General features: G+C 65.0%; 16 protein-coding genes and 1 pseudogene. 14 read left to right on the top strand and 3 right to left on the bottom strand.

Annotated elements, in window-relative coordinates; genetic code table 11:
- The first annotated feature begins 6 nt into the window (after nt 1–6).
- The 7 genes from NATGR_RS10490 (at nt 7) to NATGR_RS10465 (ending at nt 5,391) form a co-directional block, all read left to right on the top strand.
- The gene (locus NATGR_RS10490; RefSeq protein WP_005575697.1) at nt 7–363 is read left to right on the top strand and encodes an RNA polymerase Rpb4 family protein; all 357 of its coding nucleotides are present in this window, start codon (nt 7–9) and stop codon (nt 361–363) included.
- A 76-nt stretch (nt 364–439) separates the two neighbouring features.
- Nucleotides 440–1,033 (top strand): DUF655 domain-containing protein, encoded by a 594-nt coding sequence (locus NATGR_RS10485; protein ID WP_005575695.1) that lies wholly within the window; start codon nt 440–442, stop codon nt 1,031–1,033.
- 109 nt (nt 1,034–1,142) lie between these two features.
- The gene (locus NATGR_RS19920; protein WP_449406414.1) at nt 1,143–1,355 is read left to right on the top strand and encodes a DUF7521 family protein; all 213 of its coding nucleotides are present in this window, start codon (nt 1,143–1,145) and stop codon (nt 1,353–1,355) included.
- A gap of 55 nt (nt 1,356–1,410) precedes the next feature.
- Nucleotides 1,411–2,253 (top strand): 16S ribosomal RNA methyltransferase A, encoded by an 843-nt coding sequence (locus tag NATGR_RS10480; protein ID WP_005575691.1) that lies wholly within the window; start codon nt 1,411–1,413, stop codon nt 2,251–2,253.
- A gap of 115 nt (nt 2,254–2,368) precedes the next feature.
- Nucleotides 2,369–3,568, top strand: coding sequence for a mechanosensitive ion channel family protein (locus tag NATGR_RS10475; RefSeq protein ID WP_005575689.1), 1,200 nt, complete (start codon nt 2,369–2,371; stop codon nt 3,566–3,568).
- A gap of 1 nt (nt 3,569) precedes the next feature.
- Nucleotides 3,570–4,142: a HemK2/MTQ2 family protein methyltransferase gene (locus NATGR_RS10470; RefSeq protein ID WP_005575687.1), complete on the top strand. Its 573-nt coding sequence runs from the start codon at nt 3,570–3,572 to the stop codon at nt 4,140–4,142.
- 40 nt (nt 4,143–4,182) lie between these two features.
- Nucleotides 4,183–5,391 (top strand): outer membrane protein assembly factor BamB family protein, encoded by a 1,209-nt coding sequence (locus NATGR_RS10465; RefSeq protein WP_015233552.1) that lies wholly within the window; start codon nt 4,183–4,185, stop codon nt 5,389–5,391.
- Between the two features lie 12 nt (nt 5,392–5,403).
- Here NATGR_RS10465 and NATGR_RS10460 read toward each other — a convergent pair whose 3' ends face one another.
- Nucleotides 5,404–6,519 (bottom strand): M48 family metallopeptidase, encoded by a 1,116-nt coding sequence (locus NATGR_RS10460; RefSeq protein WP_015233551.1) that lies wholly within the window; start codon nt 6,517–6,519, stop codon nt 5,404–5,406.
- Nucleotides 6,520–6,673: 154 nt separating this feature from the next.
- Between NATGR_RS10460 and NATGR_RS10455 the strand changes: the two genes are divergently transcribed.
- From NATGR_RS10455 to NATGR_RS10435, 5 genes and pseudogenes are all read left to right on the top strand, one after another.
- The gene (locus tag NATGR_RS10455) at nt 6,674–7,675 is read left to right on the top strand and encodes a hypothetical protein (protein ID WP_005575681.1); all 1,002 of its coding nucleotides are present in this window, start codon (nt 6,674–6,676) and stop codon (nt 7,673–7,675) included.
- Nucleotides 7,672–8,742, top strand: a complete 1,071-nt coding sequence (locus tag NATGR_RS10450) for a methionine synthase (RefSeq protein WP_005575679.1) — start codon at nt 7,672–7,674, stop codon at nt 8,740–8,742. Before NATGR_RS10455 ends, NATGR_RS10450 begins: the two co-directional genes overlap by 4 nt.
- A gap of 195 nt (nt 8,743–8,937) precedes the next feature.
- Nucleotides 8,938–9,709: pseudogene (locus NATGR_RS10445) on the top strand (carbohydrate kinase family protein).
- A 146-nt stretch (nt 9,710–9,855) separates the two neighbouring features.
- The gene (locus NATGR_RS10440; RefSeq protein WP_005575675.1) at nt 9,856–10,824 is read left to right on the top strand and encodes a sugar phosphate isomerase/epimerase family protein; all 969 of its coding nucleotides are present in this window, start codon (nt 9,856–9,858) and stop codon (nt 10,822–10,824) included.
- A 47-nt stretch (nt 10,825–10,871) separates the two neighbouring features.
- Nucleotides 10,872–12,089, top strand: a complete 1,218-nt coding sequence (locus tag NATGR_RS10435; RefSeq protein WP_005575673.1) for a Gfo/Idh/MocA family protein — start codon at nt 10,872–10,874, stop codon at nt 12,087–12,089.
- A gap of 19 nt (nt 12,090–12,108) precedes the next feature.
- Here NATGR_RS10435 and NATGR_RS10430 read toward each other — a convergent pair whose 3' ends face one another.
- The gene (locus NATGR_RS10430; protein ID WP_005575671.1) at nt 12,109–12,462 is read right to left on the bottom strand and encodes a hypothetical protein; all 354 of its coding nucleotides are present in this window, start codon (nt 12,460–12,462) and stop codon (nt 12,109–12,111) included.
- Nucleotides 12,463–12,676: 214 nt separating this feature from the next.
- Here NATGR_RS10430 and NATGR_RS10425 point away from each other — a divergent pair, with 214 nt between their 5' ends.
- A complete protein-coding gene (locus NATGR_RS10425) occupies nt 12,677–13,654 on the top strand; it encodes a hypothetical protein (RefSeq protein ID WP_005575670.1) in 978 nt (325 codons plus the stop codon).
- 3 nt (nt 13,655–13,657) lie between these two features.
- On the top strand, nt 13,658–14,545 hold the full coding sequence (locus NATGR_RS10420; protein WP_005575668.1) for a hypothetical protein: 888 nt from the start codon (nt 13,658–13,660) through the stop codon (nt 14,543–14,545).
- A 1-nt stretch (nt 14,546) separates the two neighbouring features.
- Here the strand turns inward: NATGR_RS10420 and NATGR_RS10415 are convergent, their stop codons facing one another.
- Nucleotides 14,547–15,239: a DUF1405 domain-containing protein gene (locus NATGR_RS10415; RefSeq protein WP_015233548.1), complete on the bottom strand. Its 693-nt coding sequence runs from the start codon at nt 15,237–15,239 to the stop codon at nt 14,547–14,549.
- Between the last annotated feature and the right edge of the window lie 171 nt (nt 15,240–15,410).

Raw genomic sequence — 15,410 nt, 5'->3', positions numbered from 1 at the left:
TTCCACATGACGATCTTCAAAGAGATCGTCGACGAGGAGTTCCTCACGGTCTCGGAAACGAAGGAACTGCTCGCCGACATCGAGGCCGAACGCGCACTAGACGAGGACCGCGAACTCCCCTACGAACTCGCGCGAGCGATCGAACACGTCAACCGATTCACCGTCCTCGAGCCAGCGGAGGCCCAACAGCTCGCCGACGACCTCCAGGAACTGGAGAAAGTCGACGAGGCAACGGCATACAAGATCACCAACCTCCTCCCGCGCAACCGGGACGAGCTTCGATCGGTGTACGCACAGCAACGGTACTCGCTGTCGGGGGACGAACTCGACGAGATTCTCGACGTCGTCGCAAAGTACGCCTAACCTTCGTCACTGGCCACGACCCAGCGCCCGAAAGCGGGCCGATTCTTTAAGTGTGCCGTTCCCATACCTACAAGCAATGAGCGAAGCCGACAGCGATGGGACGGACGACGACGCTCGACGCGCGGTGGTACTGGACTATCTCGCCCACGGCCTGTCGGACGACGGGCGGCCACAGTACGAGAAGTCCCCGGCAGGATACGCCCTCGGCGTCGAGGACTTCACGCTGTACCAGATCGCGTTCGACGAGGACGAACGGATCACGATCGGGACCGAGGTCGCCGTCGACCCGCGAGACGAACGCGACATCGTCACCGAGTGCAACGCCGTCGAGTACGGGGACCTCTCCTCGGGAGCCAGATCCGAACTCGAGTACGTCGTCCAGGATCTAGTCGAGGAGAACGAACAGCGGTTCGTGGACTTCTACAACGAGGCCCAGCCGATCACGCTGCGACTCCACCAGTTGAATCTGCTCCCAGGAATCGGGAAGAAACTCCGTAACAGCCTCCTCGACGAGCGCAAGCGCAAACCGTTCGAGAGCTTCGACGACCTCGAAGACCGCGTCTCCGGGCTCCACGATCCCGACGAAATCCTCGTCGAGCGCATTCTCGAGGAACTCCAGGAAGACGACCTGAAGTATCAGACGTTTGTCGGTCGCGAACAGGGTCAGTAACGCCGGCCGGCGGTCTGCTTCTCGAAAGACATCAGTGGCCGATCAGTGACGCGTCTCACTCTTCTGGGCGGGATTCCCGCGTCTTCAGGCGCAGGAGGGGGCCAACACCGTGCTTGCGGCGCTCGGCTACCGGCGAAACCGGAGCCAGCCGATGTTGCTTCTCGCAGTCGGCATCGCGCTTCTCACGTTCGTCTCGGAAGTGTTCACGATCACGGTCGCCCAGACGGGGTCGGTCGCCATGACGCCGCTCGTCGGGCAAGTGACGGAGTTCGTCGGCCTGCTGTTCGTCCTCTACTCGATCGTCTTCGCGCGCAGGCAGTAACAGTCACCACCTGCGAGACGGTGCGTTTACACCCGCCGACCCCCAACCGCCGGCAATGAGAGATCCCGACGCGTTGATCGCCCGGGCCGGCGTCCGCGGCGATCCGGACCACGACCAGCACTTCCTCGTCGACGACCGCGTGCTCGATCGACTACCCACGTATCTTGAAGAGATAGATCCCGATGCCAGCCACCTGCTCGAGATCGGCGGCGGCACTGGCGCGCTGACGGACCGACTGCTCGCGCTCGCGGGCGAGGACGGCGCGGTGACGGTCGTCGAACGCGACCGCGATCTCGCGGCCTTCCTCCGCGAGGAGTTCGCGGACGCGATCGACGCCGGCCGGTTGACCGTGATCGAGGGCGACGCCCTCGAGGTCGACCTACCCGACTTCACGGCCTCGATCTCGAACCTTCCCTACGGCGTCTCGAGCGAGATTAGCTTCCGGTTGCTCCCCGAAGGGAAGCCGCTCGTGTTGATGTTCCAACAGGAGTTCGCCGAGCGGATGGTCGCCGAACCCGGCACGTCGGAGTACGGGCGGCTGTCGGTCTCGACCCAGCACTACGCCGACGCGGAACTCGTCGAGACGATCCCGAAGGAGGCGTTTTCGCCGCCGCCGGCGGTCGAGAGCGCGGTCGTCCGACTGCGACCCCGCGAGCCCGAATACGAGGTCGAAAACGAGGACTTTTTCCTGCGATTCGTGAAGGCGTTGTTCACGCAGCGGCGGAAAACGATCCGGAACGCCATCCGGAACACGGCCCACATCTCCGGCCTCGAGGAACCCGAGGCAGTCGTCGACGCCGCCGACGACGAGACTCTTCGCAAACGAGCGGACGCGATGGCACCTGCGGAGTTCGCCGCGCTGGCCGAACTGGCGCTCGTAGAGAGCGGCCTCGAGTGAGACGGACTGCTACCCGGGACTGTCTTTCTGTGCGTGTCCGTGGCAGCGTTCCCTGGCTGGCAACCAACGAATACTCAAACCTCTGGGAACGACAGCGGTCGAGAGACCACGATTCATGTCAGAAGCAGTGGGGCTCGACTTCCTTGCAACCGAGATCGAGTCACGACAATTGCGGATTGCGATCTCCGTCGTGGCGGTCGGTCTCCTGTTGTTCGTTTCGCTCTCCTACCGGCGACTGCAAACACAGATTAGCGCCCGGAGTCGGCCGCTATACGGCGATCTAGCTTCGGCGACATTGCTCGTTGGGACGTATGCGATCGCTCTTGCGGTCGTCCTCGGTGTATGGGAACTCACCGGGACCGTCTGGAGCGTCTTCACGGAGCACGATCTCAACGAGGACCTCCTGCCAAACGCGATCGCTTCGTTCGTTCTCGTGATTGGCACGTCGATCGTGACGCGATTCGTCAGGCGACTTATCGACGAACTCCTCGGTTCAGCGTCGGCGGTCACGGCCCATCAGCGCGAGATCACCCACCGTATCGCACAGGTAGTCATCTGGTCGGTGGCGATCGTAGTGGTCCTCGGGGTCTGGATCGACGACCTGAGTGGACTGCTCGTGGGTGCCGGCTTCTTGGGGATCGTCGTCGGTATGGCCGCCAGACAGACGCTCGGAACGGTGCTTTCGGGCTTCGTGTTGATGTTCTCCCGCCCGTTCGAGATCGGCGACTGGGTCGCCGTCGAAGACGAGGAGGGAATCGTCACCGACATCTCGATCGTGAACACGCGAATCCAGTCGTTCGACGGCGAGTACGTCATGATTCCCAACGACGTTATCTCCTCGAGTACGATCACGAACCGATCGAAGCGAGGACGACTCCGGGTCGAGATCGACGTCGGGGTCGACTACGACGCCGACATCGACCGAGCCACCACACTCCTCGAGGATGTCCTCGCGGAGCTCGAGTACGCCCTCGATACGCCCGCTCCGGACGTCGTTTCGAAGGAGTTCGGCGATTCGGCGGTCGTCCTCGGCGCACGGTTCTGGATCGACAAACCGCGCTCCCAGTGGCGCTGGCAGGCACGGACGGCAGCGATCAACGCGATCAAACGCGAGTTCGATTCGGAAGGAGTCGACATCCCGTACCCGCAGCGAGCGCTCTCGAGTCGCGGTGAGACTGACGTGCGGATCGACGGGAGAACCGAGAGCGTCGACGAGGAGACGGACGCGAGTTCGGCCGCGGACGGCGATCCGGAACCCGAAGACGGAAATCGTGGCGGCCGCGAGTACCGCATGAGCCATCCGGAGGACAACTAACGTGGAACTTCGAGAGCAACGCGACGTGGAAACGGACGTCTACCAGCCGGCAGAGGACTCGCAGTTGCTGGCCAGTACAGCCTGCGAGCGAATTGCGGGCGACGAACTCGTCCTCGAGGTCGGCACTGGGTCGGGCTACGTCGCCCGCACGGTCGCCGAGGAGACCGACGCTCGGGTGATCGCCGCGGACCTGAACCCCCACGCCGTCCGCCAGGCCCGCGAGGAGGGCCTCGAGACAGTCCGTGCAGACCTCGTCTCCCCCTTTGCCGACGGGGCGTTCGACGCCGTCCTCTTCAATCCGCCGTACCTGCCGACCGATCCAGACAACGAGTGGGACGACTGGATGGAGGCGGCGCTGTCGGGCGGCGAAGACGGCCGCGCGGTGATCGATCCGTTCCTCGAGGCCGTCGGTCGCGTGCTCGCCCCCGGCGGCGTCGTCTACCTGCTGGTCAGCAGCCTGACGGGGGTCGACGAGGTCGTCGAGCAAGCGGGAAAAGCGGGGTTCAGCGCGGTTGCCCTCGCCGACGAGTCGTTTCCCTTCGAGACGCTGACGGTGCTCGAGTTGCTCCGGTGAGCGGAAGATACATTTCGAACCGTCTAGAACAGCTGAGGAGATGCCCTCCACCAGACGATCCTTTCTGACGAGCATCGTCGCCGGAAGCGCTGCCCTCGCTGGCTGTTCGACCGTCGCACGCTCGCCGACACCGGACGAGCCGCCGCCAGCGGGCGTCGACGCACTGCCAGACCCCGACCGCCACATCCTCGGAGCGAACGGTTCGTGGTCCAGTTTCGGGTGTAATGCCGGCAACACTCGCGAAGTCGCCGACGGCAAGACACCAGTCGAGGGCGTGTCCGAACGCTGGCGGGTCGAGACCGCACAGACGACCTACCACGAACCAGTCGTCGCCGACGGGACCGTCTACCTGCTCGAGGCTCAGCAGCGACTCCGTGCTCTGGATGCCGACAGCGGCGACGAGCTGTGGACGCTCGAGGACGCGAGAGCGGTGCCGCTGGTCCGGGGCGACGTCGTCTACATCTCGTCGGCCGATACCGTCCGTGCACTCGAGGCAGACACCGGCGATTCACTGTGGGAACGAGAGTTCGAGGTGCCGGGGCGAGTGACCGGGCCGGCCACCTACGCCGGGGATCGACTGATCTGTGGCGCGGGCGAGACGGTCGTCGCACTCGAGGCCGAGACCGGCGAGGAGGCGTGGCGACGCGACGTCTACGGACAGGTGCTCGACCACGCCGCGTTCTTCCTGGGGTACTGGGTCGTCGTTGCCACCGAAGCGGGGATGGTCTACTTGCTCAGCGACGGCGGGATGGGAGGACGGCGATGGCGACTCCCGGCCGTGCCGATGGCTCCGCCGAGCGTGGACACGAACTCGATCTACGTCAGCTGTCGGGACGGGACGACGTACGCGCTGACCGACGAGGGCGGCTACGCGGACGAGGTGTACTGGTCGGCCGACACCGGCTGGACGGAACGCGGTATCTGCGTCGCGGACGGTCGGGTTTTTCTCCGGGGTGCCGGGACGCTCCACGCGCTCGGGACCGACGATGGGACCCGCTACTGGAGTCACGACGTCGGCGACTGGCAACACACCGCGCCAGCGTATAGCCGCGAGACCGTCTTCGTCGGTGGCGACGCCCTGTACGCACTCGATCCGACGGCGACCGGCGTTCTCACGGACGGTCCTGCAGTCCGGTTCCGACGCGAGTTCGCTGGTCGCGTCGGTCCCGGGCCGGTGCTCGACGACGGCGTACTCTACGTCGTCGCCGAAGTCGACGAGGAGGCGTACGCGTTGCTCGCACTCGAGTAGGTCGGAGCACTGCTATTTGCCGTCGATTTCGTCGGCGTACTCGCGCAGCCGCTCGATCCGTTTCTCGACCGGCGGATGCGTCGCGGGCCGCCACTCGAGCGCCCGGCCGAGACGTCCGAAGACCCTCGAGAGCAGTGCCACGAACTCGGCGCGGTCGAGTTCACTGTCCGCGTCGGGAATCCACCGGGAGAGCGACGACCCCTCAAGGGGGTCGGAATCAGTCGGCTCCCCCAGCGCGTAGGGGACGATCCCGAGCGTCGCGCTCGCGTGGGATCGCCGGCGAGCGTCTTCGTCGGGTGGCCCGACATCGTCGAGCGTCTCGAGGGCAGCGGCGAGTGCGGCGGGATCGCCGACCAGTTCCGCGCCGGCCCTGTCAGCGGCGTACTCTCGAGCGCGGGCGTGAACGCCGACGGAGATAGCGTTGATCGCGAGGACGGTTCGGGCGAGGACGCTGACGACCAGGTAGAGTGCCGAGAGGACGACGATCGGAATCGCAACGAGCGCCAGCACGATCGTCACCGAACCGATCGTGAGGAGGAATCGAATCCACTCGCCGAGTCGACGCTCGCGGGCGAACAGCCCGTCCGAGATCGACCCGATCGTCGCGGCGACGGTCGCGACGGTGGCGTCTCGGTTCGCGAGGTGAGCGACCTCGTGGGCGAGGACGGCCTCGAGTTCGGCGTCCGAGAGGGCCTCGAGTGCGCCGGTCGTCACGACGACCGTCGCGTCGGTGCCGTTGCTGACGGTGAAGCTGGTCGGCTCGTCGGTGTCGGCGACCGCGACTGCCGGTTCTTCGACCCCGGCGGCGAGCGCGAACCGACGGACGCGTTCGCGCAGGCCGTGGGGGTCGCCGTCTTCGACGGGATTGGCGTCGACCGACTCGAGTGTCTGCCGGTAGCCGTACCGGCCGTGTGCGAGCAACGACAGTCCCGCCGCCAGTACGACCGTGCCACCGGCCAGGGAGCGGGACGTGGCCACCTCGAGTGGCGAGCCGGACGCGCTGACGGCGCTCGTGACGACAAAGATCGCCCAGCCGACGGCCGCGAGTACGCCCGTCGCGACGAGAAGGAGCACCATGAGCGTCCCGGCGAGCCGGAGTCGAAGCGACCAGAGGGGACGGTCGAACATACACAGTCGTTTGTCGGGTCGGCAGAAAAACATTCCTCGGTGGTGTGTGCTCGAGCGATCGGCCGGTCTCGAGCAGCCCGGACCAGGAGATTACTATAAAGCATTAATATGGATGGTAAATATTAAGCATCGGTATAGCCTACTCCGCCGTACGATGACTGAGTACGTTTCGACCACGCCGGGACTTTTTCCGCTCCCGGACTGGGCGAAAGACGACCTCTCGGACCTGAAAGGCCACCAGAAAGGCGACCTCGTCAGCGGCGACGAAGGCGAGGAGATCACCGCGGCCTACGAGGCGGCCCGCGAAGAAGTGATCGGCGGCCAGGTGGAGGCAGGGCTGGACCGGATCGCCGAGGGCCAGCTCCGCTGGGACGACATGCTCGCACACCCACTGGCCGTCCACGACGCCGTCGACACCCAGGGGATCGTCCGCTACTACGACAACAACAACTTCTATCGCGACCCCGTCGTCCAGGGCGACCTCGACTTCTCCGGCGACGTCGCGGGCGAACTCGAGGCCGCGGCCGAGCGAACGGACGGCGACCTGCAGGCCGTCCTGCCAGGCCCGTTCTCGCTCGCTGACCTCGCGACGGACGACCACTACGGCGACGAAGCCGACTTCCTCGCAGCAATCGCGGACTTCCTCGCGGGCGAGGTCGACGCCTTCCCCGAACACGAGACGCTGTTCTTGCTCGAGCCGTCGCTCGTCGAGTCGGCTCCCGAAGACGGCCAGGACGAACGAGCCAGCGACGCGATCGATCGGGTCGCGAGCGCCACGGACGCCGACGTCGTCGTCCAGCCCTACTGGGGCGCACTCGAGGAGAAAGTCTACGCGCACCTGCTGGACGCAGACGTCGACGCGGTCGGGTTCGACTTCGTCACGAACCGAGAGGACAACCTGTACAACGTCCAGGAGTACGGTGGGACCGACGACATCTCTCTCGGCCTCGTCGACGGCCAGAACACCCTCGTCGAGGACCCCGAAGCGGTACGTGATCGGGTCGAGTGGGTCTACGACCAGCTTCCCGTCTCGGAGTTCGAGACCGTCTACCTGACGACGAACACGGAGACGTTCTACCTGCCTTACGCCAAGTTCGAGGAGAAACTCGCCGTCCTTGCCGAAGCCGCGGACCTCGCGGAGGTGAAAGCAGCATGAGCCGAAACAAAGACCAGTTCCGACCGGACGGTCACGAGAACGACCACTTCCTGCTGACGACCGTCGTCGGCAGCTACCCCAAACCCAAGTGGCTCAATCGTGCGAAAGAACTCTACCAGGACCCCGATCACGGGTTCGACGACGACGACTGGCAGGAGGCCAAAGACGACGCCGCCCGCCTCATCACGAACGAACACGAACGCGCCGGCCTCGACGTCGTCGTCGACGGCGAGATGCGGCGCAACGAGATGGTCGAGTTCTTCGCCCACCGCATCGAGGGCTACGAGTTCAACGGCCCCGTCAAGGTGTGGGGACACAACTACTTCGACAAGCCCTCCGTCGTGAGCGAGGTCGAATACGACGAGAGCTGGCTCGTCGACGAGTACGAGTTTACCGCGAGCGCGACCGACCGCCCGGTCAAGGTACCGATCACCGGCCCGTACACGCTCGCAAACTGGTCGTTCAACGAGGCCTACGAGGACGACGACGAACTCACACTCGAGCTCGCCGACCTCGTCAACGAGGAGATCGAAAAACTCGTCGAAGCCGGCGCACGCTACATCCAGATCGACGAACCCGCACTCGCAACGACACCCGACGACCACGCCATCGTCGGCGAGGCACTCGAGCACATCGTCGCCGACATTCCCGACGACGTCCGCATCGGTCTCCACGTCTGTTACGGCGATTACTCCCGGATCTACCCCGAGCTCCTCGAGTTCCCCGTCGACGAGTTCGACCTCGAACTGGCAAACGGCGACTACGACCAACTCGAGGTTTTCAAAGATCCCGAGTTCACGGCCGACCTCGCGCTGGGCGTCACGGACGTCCACGTCGGTGAGGTCGAGTCCGTCGAACAGATCGAGGAGAACATTTTGAAGGGCCTCGAGGTCGTCCCGCCGGAACAGCTCGTGGTCTCGCCGGACTGTGGCGTGAAGCTACTGCCCCGCGAGGTCGCCTACGGCAAGCTGGCGAACATGGTCGAGGCGGCCCGCAACGTCGAGCAGAAACTGGACGAGGGCGACGTCGACGTCGAACGCGGGAATCCGGCACCGGCCGACGACTGATACGGTTTGCTGTATTCACTTACCGCCGATCGCCGACCCCGTTCTGGCGATCGGCGGTAACTAGTTACAGCAATCCGTATGAGACGAACGCTGTCCCGGCCCGCCCCCGTTTTCTCTTGCGGTTGCGTCGTATGGACGGACGCGACTCAGTTCGACGGTCGGAACCCACTATCGCCGTAACGCACTCCGACGAGTATGACCTACGAGATACGGGTCGCCGGCGAGACGCTAATCGACTTCCTTCCCGAAGAGCCCGGTCCGTTCTCGAGCGTCGAACGATTCGATCGCCGACTCGGTGGCGCACCGGCGAACGTCGCCGTGGCACTCTCGCGACTCGAGCGGACGCCGCTGTTCTGGACGCGTGGGCGACGACCCCTTCGGACGATACCTCCTGGAGACGCTCGAGGAGTACGGCCTCCCGGATCGGTGCCTCGAGACCGATCCGACGGCGAAGACGGGTCTCGCGTTCGTCACCCACGACGAGACTGGCGACCGGGAGTTTACCTTCTACCGCGACGGGACGGCCGACACCCGACTCGAGCCCGGACGGATCGACGACGAGACGCTGGCGACCGTCGGCGTGCAGAAAACGACTGTGAGGGAACTCGAGCGGCTGGGCTTCGTGGGCGACTTCCTCGAAGCGATCGCACGGGACGCGATGGTAGCGGGGCCAGCGGTCGCCTTCGTCACCCGTGGGGACGCGGGTGCGATCGCCGTCGGTGCCGACGGAAGCGAGTGGGCTGGCGTCGCGATCCACCCCGGATTCGATACGGACGTCGTCGACACGACCGGCGCGGGAGACGCCTTCGTCGCCGGTGCGATCGCAGGGCTTTACGAGGGTCGGGCTCTCGAGTCGACGCTCGCGTTTGCGAACGCGGTGGGGGCCGTGGCGACGACCGCGGCCGGTGCGATGGCGGCATTGCCGGATCGCAAGGCTGTGGCGTCGATCACATCTGAATTCGACTGACTCGAGCGGGAGACCCGTCCTTGCTCCAGGGAATCTTTGCCAGCGACGCGCCGGTATCAACGGTAAGGACGCGAGTAACTCTCTTTTTCCAACTATTAACTCGAGGCGTGATAAATAATTTACCAGCAGGAGTGCTAGCGGCCGGCATGGATATCGGGGTACACACTCCACCGCTCGCTGACGAATCGCTCGAGGGTGCACTCGACTACCTCTCGGAGATCGGCGTCGACGCGATCGAACCCGGCGTCGGTGGGTTCCCGGGGCAGGACCACCTCTCACGCGAGGAGTACCTCGACGACGAGGACGCCCAGGCCGAACTCGACGACCTGCTCGAGGAGTACGAGATGCACGTCAGTGCACTCGCAACCCACAACAATCCGCTCCATCCCGACGACGAGCGAGCGGCGGAAGCCAATACGGAACTCCGGGAGGCGATCCGGCTGGCCGACCAGATCGACGTCGACGTCGTCACCTGTTTTTCCGGGCTGCCCGCGGGCGGACCCGAAGACGAGGTTCCCAACTGGATCACGGCACCGTGGCCGACCGAACACGCCAAAGCCCACGAGTACCAGTGGGACGTCGCTGTCGACTACTGGTCTGACCTGGCGGCGTTCGCCGACGATCACGGCATCGACCTCGCCATCGAGATGCACCCCAACATGCTCGTCTACGAGCCCCACGGGATGGCGAGACTCCGCGAGGAGACCAACGACCGCGTCGGCGCGAACGTCGACCCCTCGCACCTGTACTGGCAGGGGATCTCAATCACCGACGCGATCCGCTTCCTCGGCGAGCACGACGCGATCCACCACTTCCACGCCAAGGACACGAAAGTCTACGAGGAACAGGCCCGCGAGAAAGGCGTCCTCGACACGACCGCCTACGACGACGAACCCAACCGCTCGTGGCTGTTCCGCTCGGTCGGTTACGGCCACGGCGAGTCCCACTGGAAGGACCTCGTCTCGACGCTGCGGATGGTCGACTACGACGCCACCTTGAGCATCGAACACGAGGACTCGCTGACCAGCAGTCGAGAGGGCCTCGAGAAAGCCGTCGAACTGCTCGAGCGTGCCGTCTTCCGGACGCAGCCGGGCGAGGCCTACTGGGCGGAGTGACGCGATAGACACGACGAAGAAAACCGCTACCTACGACAACTGACACTATGACTGAACCACTCGAAGTCGGTGTACTCGGTTATCGGTTCATGGGTAAAGCACACGCGAACGCGATGGCACGGCTGCCGATGTTCTTTCCGGACGCGCCAGACGTCTCCCGTTCTGTGCTGGTCGGCCGGGACGAGGACGCACTCGAGGAGGCGGCCGACCGCCTGGGCTTCGACTCGATTTCGACCGACTGGGAGGCGGTCGTCGACGACGTCGACGTCTTCTACAATCTCGGGCCGAACCACGTCCACCCCGAGCCGTCGATCGCGGCGCTCGAGGCGGGCACCCCCGTCTTCTGCGAGAAACCGCTCGCGCCGACGCTCGACGACGCCGAGCGGATGGCCGACGCCGCTGCTGAGGCCGGCGTCCCCGCAGGAACCGCGTTCAACTACCGGTTCGTCCCCGCGATCCAGTACGCGAAGGCGCTGCTCGAGGACGGCGAACTCGGCGAGATCCGCCACGTCCACGGTCGCTATCTGCAGGACTGGCTGGTCGATCCCGACGCGCCGTGGTCGTGGCGACTCGACGAGGAGTTGGCTGGCTCGGGCGTGCTCGGCGACCTCGGTGCCCACACGGTCGATCTGGTCCGGTTTCTGGTGGGCGACGACGACCTCGCGGGCGACATCGAACGGCTCAGTGGCCACTTACAGACGTTCGTCGACGAGCGCCCTGTCGAGGACGGAAGCGCCGAGACTCCGGAGGAGTCTCGTGGAGACGGCGACGCCGTCGAAACCCGCCCCGTCACCGTCGACGACGCCTACTCTGCCCAGCTCGAGTTCGCAAACGGTGCCGTCGGCACGCTCGAGGGATCGCGGTACGCGACGGGCCACAAGAACGACCACACGATCGAGATCCACGGCTCGCAGGGCAGTCTACGGTTCTCGCTCGAGCGACTGAACGAACTCGAAGTCCACCGCGAGAGCGACCGTGGCTACGAGACGATCCTGGTGACCGACGCGGACGATCCGTACGTCGACCACTGGTGGCCACCGGGACACGTCATCGGCTGGGAGCACACGTTCGTCCACGAGAACTACGAGTTCCTCGCTGCGGTCGCGGGGAGCGAGGCGTCACAGACGCCTCGAAACGAGGACGGTGAAACCGCCGGAGAGGACGGCGAGTTCGAACCGAATTTCGCCGATGGGCTCGCAGCCCAGCGCGTCCTCGAGCGAGTCGTCGAGAGCGACGAGCGCGGCGAGTGGCTGACGCTAGAGTAATGGCCGGCGGCGACTGGACCTACTTCTTCGTCTCGACCTTGACGATCGTGTGAATCTCGTCGTACCGTGGACTACCCTCGGTGGGCGGATGCCCGTCGATTTCGAGGTAGCCGGACTCGATGCCCGTCACCTCACCAGCGAGTTCGACGTCGTCACTGCCAGTTCGTTCTGTCTTACGGACTTCGACTGTTTCGCCGACCTCGACGTGATCGCGGACGAGTTTCGCAGCCGCTTGGCCGTCGACGTCCGCTGGGATCGTTAGTTGCGTCATCGTCGGAACGACGACGCCCGCGCGGGTAAACGACGCGGCGTCAGGTGACGGGCGCTTTTCTCGTTGCTCGTCGACTTTCGGGGCCTGTGACGACGCTCTCACGATCGGTCAGCTCACTCGTCCCAATAGATCGAAATGTACAGCAACGCGATCAGACAGAGGATCACGACGACGAACAGCGCAATCGTCATGAGCTGCGGAACGGACATATCGGAACTTCGAAACGGTCAGTAAAAGCCCTACCGCATCGGCGTTTGGCTCAAACGGCTGTTTCACCTCTCCCGGCTTTCTTTTCGATCGAGAGCGTCGCTCGAGTATGGCATGCGACCGGCGGCACCTGCTCGCACTGGTTGGAACGAGCGGCGCGCTCGCGGGCTGTCTCGAGGGGTTCGACCACGAACCCTCCCCCGGCGGCGGGGGTGAGGGTACTGCTCCCGTCTCGAGCGGCGGTGAAGATCTGCCGAACTGTCCGGGTTACGGCGACAGGGTCGATCGCGTCGTCTGTTACGACGATGTAGACGACGATCGCGTCTTCCTCGAGCCCTCGTCACGAACGGCCACGATCGGGAAGGACTCGGTCGAATTCACGCTTCGAAACGAGAGCGACCAGCGGCTGGCGACGAACGTCTACAACTGGCGGGTCGACAAACGCGTCGACGGTGAGTGGTATCGCGTCGCGCCACTCGGATACAACCAGCCGCTGATGTACGTCGATCCGGGCGGGAGCCACACGTGGACGTTCACGCCGACCGACGAGGAGATCGACGGCGAGGACGGCCGCCCACGTGGCTCTGGCGGGACCGAAGACCTCACCGTTCCGGCGCTCGGCCCCGGCGACTACGCGTTCCGGGCCCGCGGTTGGTTCGAAGACGAACGCGACGAGGAGATCCTCGCGTTCGCCGTGCCGGTCGAACTCGAGGGCGACCCCTTCGAGTTGACGCCGTCGGAGACGATCGAGGAAGTCGACGAGAAAGGCGGAACGCTCGTCGCTCGCTCGAGTCGGGGAGATCCGAACGGCGAGCACCACCGGCTGGGAGCCTACGAACTCACAGTCCTCGAGTCGGCCCCGGGAGATCTCGAGGACGAGCCACAGCCCACGATCACCGAACAACTGCTCCGCCGGCCACGACTCCGAGACGCGATCGCCCTCGCAGACGACCACGACGTCTCGACCGTCCACCTCGAGGAGTACGACGCGGTGTACCCGATCTTCGGTTCCCGCAGCGACGGCGTCTACGAGTACCAGGACACCTACTACAGGGTGCAGACGCGCGAACTCGAGGACGAGGACTGACAGATGCTCTCGCGCCGGAAACTGCTCGCGGTCGTCTCTGCCGGTGCGATCGGTGGCGGCGTCGCCGCGGCGACCGACGGCCCGGATCGGCCGGACGCCCTCGAGGACGACTGTCCCGACTACGGCGACGACGTGGCGACGACTGCGTGTAACGACCACCAGCGGGTCGGCGTGAGCCTCGAACCGTCCACCACGACCCTGTCCGCGCCAGGGTCGATCGCTTTCACGCTCCGGAACCGGACCCATCGCCGATTCAAGGTCAACTGGTACGACTGGAACCTCCACAAACTGGTCGACGGTGACTGGTTCTACCTGGGTCCGCGACTCGTCCCGATGCCGTTGCACCCGATCCATCCCGGCGGATCGATGACGTGGACGATTGCGGTCCAGCCCGACGGTAGCGGAGACGGCGAGATCGAAGACGAGATCGTCCGAGAACACCTCGGCTCCGGAATCTACGCCTTCGGCGTCGACGGCTGGTCGAGCGACGGCAGTTCCGACGCGAGGACGGCCCTGATCGAGACGTTCGAACTCGAGGCCCCCGAACTCTCGCTCGAGCCCTCGAAAGCGGTCGAGGTCGTCGAGTGGGACGAGTCGAAAGACGGTGAGGAACTCGTCGCCCGGACCGACCGCGCCGGCAAAGCAGACCAGCCGACTGCGTACGAACTCGAGGTCGCTGACTCGTCCGAGTCGGCCGAGCGCGTGATCCTCGAGCAGGTCTGCCGGGACGAACAGTTCCTGACCGTCGTCGCGCTGGCCAAAGCGCACGACGCCGACCGCGTTCGACTCGAGGACGACCCGGTCAGGGCGGTGCCGGCGTCAGCGAGCCGGTTTCCCGGCGTCTACGAGCACGACGGGACGACGTATCGACTCGAGACGCGAGAGTCGTAGGTCACCCGGGCCGTCCCCGAGCCAGTTCGCACTTCTTGACTCGAGTCGCGAGCGCGAGAAACAGTGCAAGCAGCGTGAACGTCACTTCGCCGGCGGCGATAACGCCCAGCGCGTCGGCCTCGAGAAACATCGGTTCGTCGCGTGCGACGGGAATAAACGTGTGGTGGGGTTCGCCGACGATCGGAATAAAGTAGTCGACGATCAGGTTGCTGGTGTACCAGACGAACGCGACGGCGACGCCCCAGACGGGAAAGTCGGTGATCCGGTGGAGGACGTACGCCTGGACGACCATCGCGAGGTGGCTCCAGAAGAGGAACTGATACATAAGCGGGTGGAGGTACGCGTAGGCGTCGGCGAAAGCGAGCAACGTAAACGGCGTCCACAGGCCCAAAATGACGTTCCCGAAGAACGCAAGCGACGTGAGCCAGGGCTGTTCGTAGCCGAGTTTCCAGGCGGCGATCGCCAGTGCGATAAACAGCGTCGCCAGCGGACTGTCGGGGACCCAGGGCCACATGACGACGGCGGTGTCGGCAAGCTGTGGCGAGTAGTACCAGAACCCGAAAGCCGTCCCCGCGAGGTTGATCGCGACGACTAGCCACGCGAATCGAAGCCCGAGGTCTTCGATCACGCGCGGAATCGGCGCGAGGTACGTCGGCAACGGATCACGCGTTGGCAGGTCTGGCGACAAAACCATCGTCTTGTCGGGCGAAACGAACGACAGTCGCAAAACAGTAGCGATCCGTGTCGTCCCCCGAGAGTCCGTTCTCGACGTGTGACGCTCCACGAGACGACGCCACCGGACGGCCGCTTTCGACTGGCTCCGAGGTAGCGTTTCTCTCCAGGCGTCGTCGCGGCCGGCGGCAGC

This window comes from Natronobacterium gregoryi SP2, from assembly GCF_000230715.2.
In the GTDB taxonomy this organism is placed as follows: Archaea; Halobacteriota; Halobacteria; order Halobacteriales; family Natrialbaceae; genus Natronobacterium; species Natronobacterium gregoryi.
The sequence above is the reverse complement of the archived record's forward strand: the minus strand, read 5'-3'. Positions and strand labels throughout refer to the sequence as shown.

Coding starts and splice junctions, on each gene's coding strand:
- NATGR_RS10420 (WP_005575668.1), top strand. CDS start 13,658: ATGCTCTCGCGCCGGAAACTGCTCGCGGTCGTCTCTGCCGGTGCGATC.
- NATGR_RS10460 (WP_015233551.1), bottom strand. CDS start 6,519: ATGTTCGACCGTCCCCTCTGGTCGCTTCGACTCCGGCTCGCCGGGACG.
- NATGR_RS10435 (WP_005575673.1), top strand. CDS start 10,872: ATGACTGAACCACTCGAAGTCGGTGTACTCGGTTATCGGTTCATGGGT.
- NATGR_RS10425 (WP_005575670.1), top strand. CDS start 12,677: ATGGCATGCGACCGGCGGCACCTGCTCGCACTGGTTGGAACGAGCGGC.
- NATGR_RS10440 (WP_005575675.1), top strand. CDS start 9,856: ATGGATATCGGGGTACACACTCCACCGCTCGCTGACGAATCGCTCGAG.
- NATGR_RS10490 (WP_005575697.1), top strand. CDS start 7: ATGACGATCTTCAAAGAGATCGTCGACGAGGAGTTCCTCACGGTCTCG.
- NATGR_RS10415 (WP_015233548.1), bottom strand. CDS start 15,239: ATGGTTTTGTCGCCAGACCTGCCAACGCGTGATCCGTTGCCGACGTAC.
- NATGR_RS10475 (WP_005575689.1), top strand. CDS start 2,369: ATGTCAGAAGCAGTGGGGCTCGACTTCCTTGCAACCGAGATCGAGTCA.
- NATGR_RS10455 (WP_005575681.1), top strand. CDS start 6,674: ATGACTGAGTACGTTTCGACCACGCCGGGACTTTTTCCGCTCCCGGAC.
- NATGR_RS10485 (WP_005575695.1), top strand. CDS start 440: ATGAGCGAAGCCGACAGCGATGGGACGGACGACGACGCTCGACGCGCG.
- NATGR_RS10465 (WP_015233552.1), top strand. CDS start 4,183: ATGCCCTCCACCAGACGATCCTTTCTGACGAGCATCGTCGCCGGAAGC.
- NATGR_RS10450 (WP_005575679.1), top strand. CDS start 7,672: ATGAGCCGAAACAAAGACCAGTTCCGACCGGACGGTCACGAGAACGAC.
- NATGR_RS10480 (WP_005575691.1), top strand. CDS start 1,411: ATGAGAGATCCCGACGCGTTGATCGCCCGGGCCGGCGTCCGCGGCGAT.